Here is a 13,596-nt window from a genome sequence, read left to right on the forward strand (position 1 = left end):
GTGGTGCCCGTCGCATACCGTGCCGGTCGTGGACGGACGACGGAGCTTTCCCGACGATCAGCAGGGGCCGCACTGGGGCGACCGCGGCTACGAGCAGGACTGGCGCGCCGCAGGCGAACCGCGCTACCGCGACGACTTCCCCGCCCCGGAGCAGCGCACCGGCGAGAACCGGTACGGCGACCCGGCCCGGTTCGGGAACGACGACCCGCTGGGCGACGACACGGGCAGCTGGCGACCGCACCGGCTGGACGATCCGGTGGAGACCTCCGGCGAGCTGCCGGGGGAGCGCGGCGCCCGGCGGGCGGCCCGCGAGTCCGCCGATCCGCTGGGGCCGGACCGCACCGCCGACCCGCTCGGCGGCGACCGCACCGCCGACCCGTTCGGCGGCGACCGCACCGCCGACCCGTTCGGCGGCGACCGCACCGCCGACCCGCTGCGTCCCGGCCCGCTGGGCGGCTACCCGGTCGTCGAGACGAACCGTCCCGCCGAGCCGGCCCATGCCGGTCCGACGCCGACCCACGTCGCCGGTCCGATGCCGGCCCACGCCGGGCTGACGCCGACTCACGCCGGTCCGATGCCGGCCCACGCCGGGCTGACGCCGACTCACGCCGGTCCGATGCCGGCCCACGCCGGTCCGATGCCGACCCACGCCGCTCCGGCGCCGGCCCATTCCGGTCCGACGCCGATCACCGTGGGGGACCGGCCCCACCCCGGCGCGGCGACCCCGCTCGTCGTCGGGGAACGCCCGGGCGGCCCCGCGCCGGAGGTGGCGGCCGGACCGGTCCCGCACCCGCTGGAGATGCCCACCGGCCCCATGCCGTCGGTCGCGCCCCGGCCGGACGGCCCGCCGCCCGGCGACGGGGTCTACCGGACCCGCCGTCCGGCTCTCGCCGTGCTGCTCGCGGTCATGGTGCTGGTCCTGGAGGTTCCCGCGCTGCGGGTGCTGCTGCGGGGCCTGGTGGGCGACCCGGTCTCCACCTCGCACGTCGTGGTGGGCACGTTCCTGGTGGTCGGCCTGCCGATCTTCGGCACCGGCCTGTACGGGCTGCGCACCGGAGGGCTGGCACTCGCCGACGGCAGCCGCGGCTGGCTCCGCCCGCCGACCGCCTACCTGACCGTCGGCCTGGTGCTCTTCCTCGCCGCCGCCCTGGCCGCCGGCTGACCTGACCCGCAGCCCTGGTCGGCGGCCGACCCGCAGACTGACCCGCTGTGCGGGCAGCCTGCCCCGGCAGCCCGACGGATCTCCGGGCCCGGATGAGGCACTGCGGAGCGGGCGTCCCGAAAGGGGCCGGATGGGCGTTCCCGCACCCCGGGACCGGGGGGCGGAGAAGGGGCGTACACTGGTCGACTGGCGACCGCCATGCGCGGTCGACCTCGCGCGCCCTCTCCACGGACCTCTCGTGGGGCGGCGGCCTCCCTGGTCCCGATCTTGATCGGGCCCACCATGGCCGGCGACCGGGCGCCAGGCGTCCGGCCGCCGGCCGGACGGGACAACCAGGGATGAACAGGGAGTACCCACCATGGCCGTCGTGACCATGCGTCAGCTGCTGGAGAGCGGTGTCCACTTCGGGCACCAGACCCGGCGCTGGAACCCGAAGATGAAGCGCTTCATCTTCACCGAGCGCAACGGTATCTACATCATCGACCTGCGCCAGACCCTCGACTACATCGAGAAGGCGTACGACTTCGTGCGCACCACCGTCGCCGGTGGCGGCAGCATCCTCTTCGTCGGCACCAAGAAGCAGGCCCAGGAGGCCATCGCCGAGCAGGCGACCCGGGTCGGCCAGCCGTACGTGAACCACCGCTGGCTCGGCGGCATGCTGACCAACTTCCAGACGGTGTACAAGCGGCTCCAGCGGATGAAGGAGCTCGAGGCCCTGGGTGACCTGAGCGGCACCGCCGCCGGTTACACCAAGAAGGAGACCCTCCAGCTCTCCCGCGAGAAGGACAAGCTGTCCAAGACCCTCGGTGGTCTGCGTGACATGCAGAAGCTCCCGGCCGCGGTCTGGATCGTCGACACCAAGAAGGAGCACATCGCCGTCGACGAGGCCCGCAAGCTGGGCATCCCGGTGATCGCCGTGCTCGACACCAACTGCGACCCGGACGAGGTCGACTTCCCGATCCCGGGCAACGACGACGCGATCCGCTCGGCCGAGCTGCTGACCAAGGTCGTCGCCGCCGCCGTCGCCGACGGTCTGATCGCCCGCTCCGGCCGCGGCCGTGGCGCCGACGAGAAGCCCGAGCCGGGCCAGGTCGGCGCCGACGAGCCGCTGGCCGAGTGGGAGCGCGAGCTGCTCGAGGAGCCGAAGAAGGCCGACGAGCAGCCCGCGGCCGCCGAGCAGCCGGCGACCGCCGCCGCGGAGTGATCGCGCCGTCGCGTCCCCACCGTCCGATTTCCCGGCCGGTGGGGCGCGACGGGTACGCCGGGCAGAACCTGCCCGGTTCCGGGTAACCGGCAGCCAGACCATCCGACGCAGTCTCAGACACCGAAGAGAGAGTCATGTCCAACTTCACCGCCGCGGACGTCAAGAAGCTCCGGGACCTCACCGGCGCCGGCATGATGGACTCCAAGAAGGCCCTGACCGAGGCCGAGGGCGACTTCGACAAGGCCATCGAGATCCTGCGCGTCAAGGGCGCCAAGGACGTCGGCAAGCGGGCCGGTCGCACGGCCGCCAACGGCCTCATCGCCCACGCCGGCCAGGCGCTGCTCGAGCTCAACTGCGAGACCGACTTCGTGGCCAAGAACGACGCCTTCATCGCGCTGGCCCAGCAGCTGGTCGAGCACGGTGTGGCCAGCGGCGCGAACAACGCCGAGGAGCTGCTCGCCAGCACCATCGACGGCAAGACCGTGGCTGACCTGATCCAGGAGCAGTCCGCCAAGATCGGCGAGAAGCTGGTGCTCAACCGCTTCGCCAAGCTCGACGGCACCACCGCGGTCTACCTGCACCGCAAGAGCCAGGACCTGCCCCCGGCGGTCGGCGTGCTGGTGCAGTACTCGGGCAAGGCGGACGAGGCCGGCGACGCGGATGCCCGCGGCGTGGCCATGCAGATCGCCGCCATGCGCCCGAAGTACCTGACCCGCGACGAGGTTCCGGCCGAGACCGTCGAGTCGGAGCGGCGCATCGCCGAGCAGACCGCCCGCGAGGAGAACAAGCCCGAGGCGGCGCTGCCGAAGATCGTCGAGGGCCGGGTCAACGCCTTCTTCAAGGACTTCGTCCTGCTGGAGCAGGCGTCGGTCGCCGACAACAAGAAGACGGTGAAGCAGCTGCTGGCCGACGCCGGCATCGAGGTGACCCGCTTCGTGCGGTTCGAGGTCGGCCAGGCCTGAGCCGCCGTACCGGGCGCATGACGCGCCCGGGCGCAGGGAAATCTTCGACGAGGAGGCCGCCGGTGTACGTGACAGGCACCGCGGCCTCCTCGTCACATAGGGTCGGCAGCGGCAGGTACGCGTTACGCGGCGCCCACGAGGTGCGCGACGGAAGGGGCGGGGCGGATGACGCAGGTTGTGAGTGACCGGAGCCTGGCGGCGGATGACCCGACCGCCCCGCCGCCCGGTCGGGCCCGCCGGGTGGTGCTGAAGCTCTCCGGTGAGGTCTTCGGTGGCGGCGCCATCGGTGTCGACCCCGACGTCGTGCAGGCCATCGCCCGGCAGATCGCCACCGTGGTGCGCCGCGGCGTGCAGGTCTCCGTGGTGGTCGGCGGCGGCAACTTCTTCCGCGGCGCCGAACTGCAGAAGCGCGGCATGGACCGGGCGCGCGCCGACTACATGGGCATGCTGGGCACGGTGATGAACTGCCTGGCCCTCCAGGACTTCCTGGAGAAGGAGGGCATCGAGACCCGGGTGCAGAGCGCCATCACCATGGCCCAGGTCGCCGAGCCGTACATCCCGCTGCGGGCGATCCGGCACCTGGAGAAGGGCCGCGTGGTCATCTTCGGCGCGGGCGCCGGGATGCCGTACTTCTCTACCGACACGGTGGCCGCCCAGCGGGCGCTGGAGATCCGCGCCGACGTGGTTCTGATGAGCAAGAACGGCGTGGACGCGGTCTACACCGCCGACCCCCGGGTCGACCCGACGGCGAGCAAGCTCGACTCGATCACCTTCTCCGAGGTGCTGCGCCGCAACCTGCGGGTGGCCGACGCCGCGGCGTTCAGCCTCTGCATGGAGAACGGCCTCCCGATGCTGGTCTTCGGCGCCCAGGGCGACGACACCATCGTCCGTGCCGTCGGCGGTGAGAAGATCGGCACCCTGATCACCGCCTGACCGGTTCCGCCGAGCCGGCAGCGGTCCTCCGACACAGCAGCACCAGCACAGCCCACGACGAGCGACAGAAGGAGGCGAGGAGACCGGTGATCGACGACACCCTCCTCGAGGCAGAGGAGAAGATGGAGCGTGCCATCGAGCACGCCAAAGAGGAGTTCGGCGGGATCCGCACCGGTCGCGCCAACGCCGCGATGTTCTCCCGGATCGTCATCGACTACTACGGCAGCCCGACCCCGCTGCCGCAGATGGCGTCCATCGCCGTGCCCGAGCCGCGCATGGTGATCATCAAGCCGTACGACAACTCGCAGATCAACGCCATGGAGAAGGCGATCCGCGACTCGGACCTCGGGGTCAACCCGAACAACGAGGGCAACCAGCTGCGCATCGTGCTCCCGCAGATGACCGAGGAGCGGCGCCGCGAGATGATCAAGGTCGCCCGGCACAAGGGCGAGGAGGCCAAGGTGGCCGTCCGCAACATCCGCCGCAAGGGCAAGGAAGAGCTGGACCGCCTGGTCAAGGACGGCGAGGTCGGCGAGGACGAGGGCCGGCGCGCGGAGAAGGAGCTGGACGACCTGACCCAGCGCTTCGTCGCCACCGTGGACGAGCTGGTCAAGCACAAGGAGAACGAGCTGCTCGAGGTCTGAGCGCCCGCGCACCTGCCACGGCACCGGTGTGTCGCCACCCGCCACGGGTGGCGGCCCGGTGCCGTCGTCGTGCCGGACGGCGTCCGCCGTGCGAGCGTCCCGGGTGCAGTAGGCTCGGCACGATTCCCGCCCACCACGGGGTGAACAGCGGGGGTCGGCCGGCCGTCGGGCCGGTCAACCGGAACTGCTCGCGGCTGTAGGGGATGGTCTTGGTCTTGCGTCATGTGGTGGCTCCCGTACCGCCTGCCGGTGCGTGATGTCCCACCCCGACCCCTACGGCAACGCCGAGCCGCGCGGCTGGGACCGCCCGGCGTCGCTGCCCTGGCCGGAGACCGACCTGGAGCCCGGCCCCTGGCGCCCGGGCGCCGGTCCCGAGGCGTACGCCCGCCCCGCTGCCGACCCGTACGCCCGACCCGCTGAGCGTCACGACGGGCCGCGCGGTCGCCGGGCGTACGACGGGCCGCCGGCCGAGCGGGGCCGGCGCGAGGAGCCGGCGCCCCGCGGCCCGGGCCACCTGGACGCCGGGCGGGGCCACCGGGACGCGGGCCCCGACGCCTTCCGGCCCGCGGACCGGGACCCGTGGGACCGCGACCCGAGCGACCGGGGCCGGACCGTCGACCCACGGGACCGCGACCCGCGCGACCGGGGCCGGACCGCCGACCCGTGGGAGCACGACCCGCGTGACCGGGGCCGGACCGCCGACCTGCGGGACCGCGACCCGCGCGACCCGGGCCGGACCGTCGACCCGCGGGAGCACGACCCACGGGACCGGGGCCAGACGGCCGACCCACGGGAGCGGTACCACGCCAGCCCGCGGGACCGGGGCCACGACCGGCCCGACGACGAGTACCCGACCGCCCAGATCGCTCCGGTGCGGGACGAACCGACCACCCAGCTCCCGGCGGTGCGCGACGAGCCCGGCCCGGACCCGGAGGCGCCGACGCCCCGCCGGTCGAAGGGCCGGCGGCGGGCCAGCGCGGACCGTCCGCCGACCACCCAGCCGAAGAGTTCCCGGGCCGGCCGCAACCTGCCGGCCGCGATCGGTGTCGGGCTGGCCCTCGGCGCGGCCATCGTGCTGCCGCTCTTCTTCTACCTGCCGGCGTTCCTCGCCGTGATCGCCGCCGCCGTGGCGATCGGCTGCTGGGAGATGGCCCGCGCGGTGCGCCGCAGCGGCGCCCACCCGCCGCTGGTGCCGCTGATGGCCGGTGGCGTGATCACCGTCGGGCTGGCCTGGTTCGCCGGCCCGGACGCGCTCTGCCTCGGCCTGCTGGTCACCGTGCTCGGCACGATGATCTGGCGGTTGGGCGACGGCCCCGGCAACTACCAGCGCGACCTCACCGCGGCCACCCTGATCGCGGTCTACGTGCCATTCCTCGGCGGGTTCGCGGCCATGCTGGCGGCCGCTCCCGACGACGGTCACCTGCGGGTGCTGGTCACCCTGGTCGCCGTGGTGCTCTCCGACACCGGCGGCTACGCGGCGGGCGTGGCCTTCGGCAAGCACCCGATGGCCCCGACGATCAGCCCGAAGAAGTCCTGGGAGGGCTTCGGGGGTTCGGTGACCGCGGCCGCCGCGGGCAGCGCCCTGCTGCTCTGGCTGCTGCTCGACGTGGCCCCCTGGTGGGGCGCGCTGTTCGGGGTGGCGATCTCCGGCGCGGCGGTCCTCGGCGACCTCGCCGAGTCGATGATCAAGCGGGATCTCGGAGTCAAGGACATGAGCAACCTGCTTCCCGGGCACGGCGGCCTCATGGACCGCCTCGACTCGATCCTCTTCGCGGTGCCGACGGCGTACCTGCTGCTGGCGGTCTTCGTGCCGATGGCGGGCTGAGGCGTGAATCACGTGGGTGTCGCCGCCCCGGCCGGCCGGTCGGGACCGATTCGGCACCCACGGACAGGTGCGTCCACCGTTCGGCGTGTCAGACTGGACGCGCCATGACGAGCCTCCCGCTGATCTCCGTAGACCCCGACGCCCGCGGCCGCCGGCCCGCGATGCCACCCCGTCACCTCGCCGACCTGGACCTGCCGGGCCGGCAGGCGCTCGTCACCGAGCTGGGGGAACCGGCCTTCCGCGCCAAGCAGGTCTCGAACCACTACTTCGGCCGTCTGGTCCGCGACCCGGCGCGGATGACCGACCTGCCGGCGGCGACCCGCGAGCGGCTGGCGGGCACGCTGCTGCCCACCCTGCTCACCCCCGTGCGCGAGATGGCCTGCGACGACGGCGCCACCCGCAAGGCGCTCTGGCGGCTGCACGACGGCTCGCTGGTGGAGAGCGTGCTGATGGGCTACCCGGACCGGGTCACCGTCTGCATCTCCAGCCAGGCGGGCTGCGGCATGGCCTGCCCGTTCTGCGCGACCGGCCAGGCCGGGCTCACCCGCAACCTCTCCACCGCCGAGATCGTCGACCAGGCCGTCTATCTGGCCGGGGTGGCCGCATCGGGGGCGGTGGCCGGCTCGCCGCCGCGCCTGTCGCACGTGGTGTTCATGGGCATGGGCGAGCCGCTGGCGAACTACGCGCGGGTGGTGGCGGCGATCCGACGCCTGGTCGCCCCGGCCCCGGAGGGGCTCGGCCTGTCCCAGCGGCACATCACCGTTTCCACGGTCGGCCTCGTTCCTGCCATCCGCCGACTGGCCAGCGAAGACCTCTCAGTGACCCTTGCGTTGTCGCTGCACGCCCCCGATGATGAGCTGCGCGACGAACTCGTGCCGGTCAACCAGCGCTGGAAGGTGTCCGAGGTGCTGGACGCGGCGTGGGACTACGCGGACACGACGGGGCGTCGCGTGTCCATCGAATACGCGATGATCAAGGACGTGAACGACCAGCCGTGGAGAGCCGATCTGCTCGGGCGGCTGCTGGCCGGCAAGCTGGCCCACGTGAACCTGATCCCGCTCAACCCGACTCCGGGCAGCCGCTGGGACGCCAGCCCGAAGCCGGTCGAGCGGGAGTTCGTCCGGCGGTTGCGCGACGCCGGGGTGTCCACGACGGTGCGGGACACCCGGGGTCGCGAGATCGACGGGGCGTGTGGGCAGCTCGCCGCCGCCGAGGACAGGGACAGCGACCCACGCGCCGCAACGGCGTGACGGCGTAGCGGTAGAGACCAGGAGACATAGTGGCGAGTCAGGGTCAGCGTTTCCGGCGTAAGGCGCTCCGCCGGGGATACAAGGTCGACGAGGTCGACGCCTTCCTGGACCGGGTCGAGGCGACACTCTCCGGTCAGCCGGTCGGCGCGCCCGTGGCCTCCCAGGAGGTCCACGACGTCGTCTTCCGGGTCCGCTTCAACGGCTACGACGAGTGGCAGGTCGACCTGCACCTCGACCGGGTCGAGCGGCAGCTCGCCGAGCTGGAGGAGCGCGGAGGCGCCCCCGGCGGGCGCGGTGGCGACCCCCGGATGGCTGACCGGCTCGGCCCGCCGATGCGTGACGACCGTGGCCTCTCGCCCGTGCCGCAGCCCCCGATGCCGCCCCGGCCGATGCCCGCGCAGGCCGGCCCGCCCGCCGACCGCTACGGCAACCGCTACGACGAGCCGACCGGCGCCTTCGCCGGTGGCTACGACGGACCGCGCGGCGGCTACGACGCGCCGCGGGGCCCGGGTGGCCCCGGCCCGATGGGTCCGGGCGCCCCGATGGGTCACGGTGGCCCGCCCGCCCGCGGCCTGCCTCCCGGCCCGGGTGGCTACGGCCAGGACGGAGGCTTTGACGGCTTCGAGGCCGGCCGGCACGGCCGCGCCGACATGACCGCCGAGATCCGGATGCCCGAGCGGGACCTGCGTGACCTGCGCGGTCGCGGCCCGGCCGGCCCGCCGCCGGTGCCGCAGCAGGGCTACGGCCCGGACCAGGGCTACGGTGGCCCCGACCAGGGCTACGGTGGCCCGGACCAGGGCTACGGTGGCCCGGACCAGGGCTACGGCGGCGGCCCGGGGATGTCCGGCCCGCCGATGGCCGGTCCGCCCATGGTGGGTCCGCCCATGGCCGGCCCGCCCGGCAGCGACCTCTACCGGGTCGACCAGATCCGCCGCAGCTTCCAGGTGCGCCGGTTCGGCAGCGGGTACGACCCGGACCAGGTCGACCGGTTCTTCGAGACCCTGCTCGGCGGCATGCAGGGCCGCAACCCGATGCCGGTGAACCCGAAGGACCTGGACACCCTGCGCTTCGGGCTGGTGCCCGGCGGCTACTTCGAGGCCGAGGTCGACGCCGCGCTCAAGGACGTGCAGGACATCCTGCTCGGCCGCTGAGCCTCCGCACGACGAGCAAAGGGCCCGCCCCGATCGGGGGGCGGGCCCTTCTTCGTGCCGGTCGAGCGCGTGCCGGTCAGGACCGCAGGCCGTTGCGGCGCAGCACCGCGTCGCCGATGACGATGGCCAGCAGCAGCGCCGCGAGCCCGAACAGCCAGATGTTCTCCACGTTGCCCTCGTGGTTGCCGCAGAGCGCCATGACCACCAACACCACCGCCGAGAGCACCGCGCCGATCCGCCCCGACTTGCGGTGCCCCGGCCGGTGCTGGTCGGGCGCGGTTACCGGCTCACTTCCTGCCACTGTCGGTCCTTCCCTCGCGATCGGATCTCCGGTTAGTCTGGCACGCCCCGTGGCGGCCCCGGTGCGGGGTCCGACCTGATCGGGCCGCCCGGATCTCCGGACCTGCCCGGCGGCCCGGGCCGTTGGACCCGCCCGAGCGGGGCGGAAGGTCACTACCGGCGTCGCGGAACGCCGACCACACTGCCTCCGGTAGCGTCTTGACGTACGCCTGATGCCTTTTTGAGGGGGACTACGGTGCGAGTGACCGGTACGGGCCATGCCAGCATGCGGATCGACACGGCCGCGGGCAGCATCCTGTGCGACCCGTGGGTCAACCCCGCCTACTTCGCCTCCTGGTTCCCCTTCCCGGACAACTCCCAGCTCGACTGGGCGGCCCTCGGCCAGTGCGACTACCTCTACGTGTCGCACCTGCACCGGGACCACTTCGACGCCAAGCACCTGCGCGACCACATCTCCAAGGACGCCACGGTCCTGCTGCCCGAGTTCCCCACCTCGGAGATGGAGGACGAGCTGCGGGAGCTGGGCTTCACCAAGTTCCTCAAGGCCCCGAACGAGCAGGTCGTGGAGCTGCCCGGCGGCCTGAAGATCATGATCCAGGCGCTGACCAGCCCGACCGACGGCCCGATCGGCGACTCGTCGCTCTGGGTCGAGTACGACGGGGTCCGGCTGCTCAATCAGAACGACGCCCGCCCGGCCGACCTGACCGTCTTCGCCGAGCTGGGCCACGTGCACGCCCACCTGCTCCAGTTCTCCGGCGCGATCTGGTACCCGATGGTCTACGAGCTGCCGCAGGCGGCGAAGACCGCGTTCGGCAAGCAGAAGCGGGAGCGGCAGTTCGACCGCACCTGGCGCTACATCGACGACCTGAAGGCCGACCACGTCTTCCCGATCGCCGGCCCGCCGTGCTTCCTCGACGACGAGCTGTTCCAGTTCAACGACGTCTTCGGCGACGAGGGCAACATCTTCCCCGACCAGTCGGTGTTCCTGTCCGAGTACGCGAAGGTCGGCGGCAGCAACGGCATCGTCCTGCTGCCGGGCAGCGTCGCCGAGGTGACCACCGAGGGCGCGACCACCACCCACCCGGTGCCGGTCGAGGAGTTCTTCGCGAACAAGCGGGCCCACCTGGACGAGATGCGGGAGCGCAAGCGCCCGATCATCGAGGCGGAGAAGGCGTCCTGGCGGCACCCCGAGGTGGACGTGCTGGGCGAGATGAAGCGCCGGATCGAGCCGCTGCTGGACGAGTCGATCTACCTGGCCAAGGGCGTGGGCGGCCCGGTCCGCTTCGACCTGGTCGGCTACGACGGTGAGAGCGTCGAGTCGATCGTGGTGGACTTCCCGGGCAAGGAGGTCCGGCCGTACGCGGACGAGAAGGTCCGCTACCGGTTCCGCACCGAGCGGGCGCTGATCGAGCACCTGCTGCACATCGGCGAGGTCGACTGGGTCAACTCGCTCTTCCTCTCCTGCCGGTTCTCGGCGGCCCGGATCGGCCAGTACAACGAGTTCGTCTACGCGTTCTTCAAGTGCCTCTCCGAGGAGCGCCTCCAGTACGCCGAGGGCTGGTACGACGAGCACGAGCGGGCCGTCGACGCCGAGGACATCACCCTCGACGGCTGGGTGGTGCAGCGCCGCTGCCCGCACCTCAAGGCGGACCTGAGCCGCTTCGGCATCGTCGACGGCGACCAGCTCACCTGCCAGCTCCACGGGTGGCGGTTCGACCTGTCCAGCGGCCGCTGCCTGACCAGCGTCGGCCACAAGATCCGCGCCCACCGTGCCGACGCGGAGACCCCCGCCCCCGCGGGCGAGGCGATCAGCTGAGTTTCCCCCCGCCCGCCGCCCCCGCCGGGTGACCATCAGTCGGGAAGGGGGCGGCGTGGCGGACAGCGCGGGCAGGAGCGGTTACCGGTTCGTGCGCGACCGGGAGATGAGCCGGGACGCCTCCCGGGTGGAGACGTTCAGCGACGGCGTCTTCGCCGTCGCGCTGACGGTGATGGCCGTCGAACTGCTGCAGAACGGTCCGGCCCGGGATCCCGGGCGAGAGCTTCCCGACGCCCTCCTCCACGCCTGGCCGACCTACCTGGCCTACGTGATCACCTTCGGGATCACCGGCCAGATCTGGCTCGGCCACCACAACATGTGGCGGTACGTGGTCCGGGTCGACCAGGTGCTGCTCATGTTCAACCTGCTCGTGCTGCTCTTCGTGGCGGCGATCCCGTTCACCGCCGACCTGCTGTCGGACAACCTGCGCCGCGGCGAGACCGAGCAGCAACTGACCGCCGCCCTCTACCTCGGCACGGTGCTGGGCGAGTCGCTCTTCTTCAACCTGAGCTGGTGGTGGGCACGCCGGCACCGGCTGCTCCACCCCGACCTGGACCCGCAACTGGCCCGGGCGGTCTCGCGGCGGCTGGTGGTGCGCCCGCTGCTCTACACCCTCGCCTTCGCCTTCGTCTTCGTCGACCCGATCCTCAGCCTGCTCCTCTACCTGCTGCTGCTCGTCGGCCTGTCCCTCGTCCGCCGCCCCGGCGACCTGCCCCGCTCCGCCGAGGCCGGCGGTGCGGTCAGCGACCGAGGTCACTGAGGATGCGCTGGGCGGCGTTGTGCCCGGCCGCGCCGATCACGCTGCCGGCCGGGTGGCAGCCGGCGCTGCCCGCGTAGACACCCTCGATCCCGGTGGCGTAGGGCATCCGGTCGGTGAACGAGACGGTGTTGTCGACGTGGTGGATGTGGCCGCCGGTGATGCCGAAGTGCGCCTCGATGCCCGGCGGGGGCAGCGGCACCGCGTCGGCGATCAGGTCGCGGGTGCCCGGGGCGTACCGCTCGCAGATGTCGATGAGCCGGTCGACGTAGCCGGGCAGCGCGGCGTCCCAGGTGGTGCCGGCCAGCTCGTAGGGGACCGACTGGACGAAGAGCGCCGACGAGTGGTGCCCGGCGCCGTCGGAGAGCGACGGGTCGACCGTGGTGTGCAGGTACCACTCGATGGTCGGCTCCTCGGGCAGCCGCCCGGCCTGGACGTCCGCCCACATGGCGCGCAGCGCGGCCATCGGCGGCTCGCCGCCGGCGCCGACCAGCGAGGCCGAGCCGGGGAGCAGGTGGATGGTGGAGCCGAACGGGCTCGGCGCGTCCGCAGGCAGGCAGGAGAAGCGGGGCAGGCCGGTCAGTGCCAGGTTGAGCTTGAGTGTGGTGCCGGGCCGGCGGACCGCCGCCATCCGCGCGCCCAGCTCCGCCGGGAGCGCGCCGTCGGGCAGCAGGTCCATCAGCCGGTACGGGTCGCAGGCCCCGAGCACCACGGAGGCGGCCACCTCCCGCCCGTCGGCCAGCACCACCCCGGCCGCCGCGCCGCCGTCCAGCGTGACGGCGGTGACCGGCGCGCCGGTCACGATGCGGGCGCCGGCCGCGCGGGCGGCGTCGGCGAAGGTCCGGGACACCGTGCCCATGCCGCCCTCGGCGATCATCCAGGTGCCGCCCGAGCCGGGCAGCCGGCACATGTTGTGCACCAGGAAGTTGTGGCCGGTGCCCGGGTCGTCCGGGCCGGCGTTCAGGCCGGAGAGGCCGTCGGTGACCGCGTACATGCTGACCAGCAGTTCGGAGCGGAAGTCGAAGCGGGCCAGGTAGTCGGCGACCGAGCCGCGGACCAGGTCGACGAAGACCTGCCGGAGGGCGGGCCGGACGAGGCGCTCGGCGGTCTCCTCCACCGGCAGCGGCTCGGCCAGCCAGGCGGGCGCCAGGTCCTCGCGGAGCTGGGCCAGTTCGGCCTGGAGGGCGTCGTCGGCGGCCGCGTCCTCGGGGGAGAACATCTCCGCGACCTGCCGCCGGGAGGATGCGGCGTCGCTGCCGAACAGCAGGTACGGGCTGCCGAGCCCGCCCGGGGTGGGCAGGAAGTAGTGCGGGTCGCGGCGCAGCACCGGGATCGTCACGTCGAGGGTGGCGAGCAGTTCCGGCGGCATCAGCCCGAGCAGGTACGACCCGGTGGAGTGCCGCAGCCCGGGCACCTTGGGGAACGGGTTCTCGGTGCGGGTCGCGCCGCCGATCACCTCGGCCGCCTCCAGCACCAGCACGTCGAGGCCGGCGCGGGCCAGCAGGATCGCCGAGACCAGACCGTTGTGCCCGGAGCCGACCACGACGACGTCGGCGCGGGACGGCAGCTCACTCGCATCGCTCATGCCCGGG

The 13,596-nt window shown here is 73.0% G+C and carries 12 protein-coding genes; 10 read left to right on the forward strand and 2 right to left on the reverse strand.

All coding sequences use genetic code 11. The features are described 5' to 3' along the window. The first annotated feature begins 19 nt into the window (after nucleotides 1-19). The 8 genes from ABZW14_RS06295 (at nucleotide 20) to ABZW14_RS06330 (ending at nucleotide 9,131) form a co-directional block, all read left to right on the forward strand. Entirely contained in the window at nucleotides 20-1,162 is a 1,143-nt protein-coding gene (locus ABZW14_RS06295) for a hypothetical protein (protein ID WP_355340652.1), read from the forward strand. A 358-nt stretch (nucleotides 1,163-1,520) separates the two neighbouring features. Next, nucleotides 1,521-2,366 (forward strand): 30S ribosomal protein S2, encoded by an 846-nt coding sequence (gene rpsB / locus ABZW14_RS06300; RefSeq protein WP_355340655.1) that lies wholly within the window; start codon nucleotides 1,521-1,523, stop codon nucleotides 2,364-2,366. 134 nt (nucleotides 2,367-2,500) lie between these two features. Next, the gene (tsf, locus tag ABZW14_RS06305; protein ID WP_355340658.1) at nucleotides 2,501-3,328 is read left to right on the forward strand and encodes a translation elongation factor Ts; all 828 of its coding nucleotides are present in this window, start codon (nucleotides 2,501-2,503) and stop codon (nucleotides 3,326-3,328) included. Between the two features lie 165 nt (nucleotides 3,329-3,493). After that, nucleotides 3,494-4,261: a UMP kinase gene (gene pyrH, locus ABZW14_RS06310; RefSeq protein WP_130332947.1), complete on the forward strand. Its 768-nt coding sequence runs from the start codon at nucleotides 3,494-3,496 to the stop codon at nucleotides 4,259-4,261. 86 nt (nucleotides 4,262-4,347) lie between these two features. Then, a complete protein-coding gene (frr, locus tag ABZW14_RS06315; RefSeq protein ID WP_091268662.1) occupies nucleotides 4,348-4,905 on the forward strand; it encodes a ribosome recycling factor in 558 nt (185 codons plus the stop codon). A 256-nt stretch (nucleotides 4,906-5,161) separates the two neighbouring features. Continuing rightward, complete coding sequence (locus tag ABZW14_RS06320; RefSeq protein WP_355340661.1) at nucleotides 5,162-6,730, forward strand: phosphatidate cytidylyltransferase; 1,569 nt, start codon at nucleotides 5,162-5,164, stop codon at nucleotides 6,728-6,730. Nucleotides 6,731-6,834: 104 nt separating this feature from the next. Then, complete coding sequence (rlmN, locus tag ABZW14_RS06325; RefSeq protein WP_313722551.1) at nucleotides 6,835-7,980, forward strand: 23S rRNA (adenine(2503)-C(2))-methyltransferase RlmN; 1,146 nt, start codon at nucleotides 6,835-6,837, stop codon at nucleotides 7,978-7,980. Nucleotides 7,981-8,009: 29 nt separating this feature from the next. Beyond that, entirely contained in the window at nucleotides 8,010-9,131 is a 1,122-nt protein-coding gene (locus ABZW14_RS06330; RefSeq protein WP_355340665.1) for a DivIVA domain-containing protein, read from the forward strand. Nucleotides 9,132-9,207: 76 nt separating this feature from the next. On the opposite strand, the gene ABZW14_RS06335 is transcribed toward ABZW14_RS06330, so the two are convergent. After that, nucleotides 9,208-9,432: a DUF2631 domain-containing protein gene (locus ABZW14_RS06335; protein WP_091268655.1), complete on the reverse strand. Its 225-nt coding sequence runs from the start codon at nucleotides 9,430-9,432 to the stop codon at nucleotides 9,208-9,210. A gap of 234 nt (nucleotides 9,433-9,666) precedes the next feature. On the opposite strand from ABZW14_RS06335, the gene ABZW14_RS06340 reads away from it, so the two are divergent. Both ABZW14_RS06340 and ABZW14_RS06345 read left to right on the forward strand, forming a co-directional pair. Further along, complete coding sequence (locus ABZW14_RS06340) at nucleotides 9,667-11,247, forward strand: Rieske 2Fe-2S domain-containing protein (protein ID WP_355340668.1); 1,581 nt, start codon at nucleotides 9,667-9,669, stop codon at nucleotides 11,245-11,247. A 106-nt stretch (nucleotides 11,248-11,353) separates the two neighbouring features. Then, nucleotides 11,354-12,007: a TMEM175 family protein gene (locus ABZW14_RS06345; RefSeq protein ID WP_355340931.1), complete on the forward strand. Its 654-nt coding sequence runs from the start codon at nucleotides 11,354-11,356 to the stop codon at nucleotides 12,005-12,007. Here the strand turns inward: ABZW14_RS06345 and ABZW14_RS06350 are convergent. Then, the gene (locus ABZW14_RS06350) at nucleotides 11,988-13,589 is read right to left on the reverse strand and encodes an NAD(P)/FAD-dependent oxidoreductase (RefSeq protein WP_355340671.1); all 1,602 of its coding nucleotides are present in this window, start codon (nucleotides 13,587-13,589) and stop codon (nucleotides 11,988-11,990) included. The two genes, ABZW14_RS06345 and ABZW14_RS06350, sit on opposite strands and share 20 nt — an antisense overlap. Nucleotides 13,590-13,596: the final 7 nt, after the last annotated feature.

Source organism: Micromonospora sp. NPDC004551, from assembly GCF_040609975.1.
Lineage (GTDB): Bacteria > Actinomycetota > Actinomycetes > Mycobacteriales > Micromonosporaceae > Micromonospora.

Coding starts and splice junctions, on each gene's coding strand:
- ABZW14_RS06320 (WP_355340661.1), top strand. CDS start 5,162: ATGTCCCACCCCGACCCCTACGGCAACGCCGAGCCGCGCGGCTGGGAC.
- tsf (WP_355340658.1), top strand. CDS start 2,501: ATGTCCAACTTCACCGCCGCGGACGTCAAGAAGCTCCGGGACCTCACC.
- rpsB (WP_355340655.1), top strand. CDS start 1,521: ATGGCCGTCGTGACCATGCGTCAGCTGCTGGAGAGCGGTGTCCACTTC.
- ABZW14_RS06350 (WP_355340671.1), bottom strand. CDS start 13,589: ATGAGCGATGCGAGTGAGCTGCCGTCCCGCGCCGACGTCGTCGTGGTC.
- rlmN (WP_313722551.1), top strand. CDS start 6,835: ATGACGAGCCTCCCGCTGATCTCCGTAGACCCCGACGCCCGCGGCCGC.
- ABZW14_RS06345 (WP_355340931.1), top strand. CDS start 11,354: ATGAGCCGGGACGCCTCCCGGGTGGAGACGTTCAGCGACGGCGTCTTC.
- pyrH (WP_130332947.1), top strand. CDS start 3,494: ATGACGCAGGTTGTGAGTGACCGGAGCCTGGCGGCGGATGACCCGACC.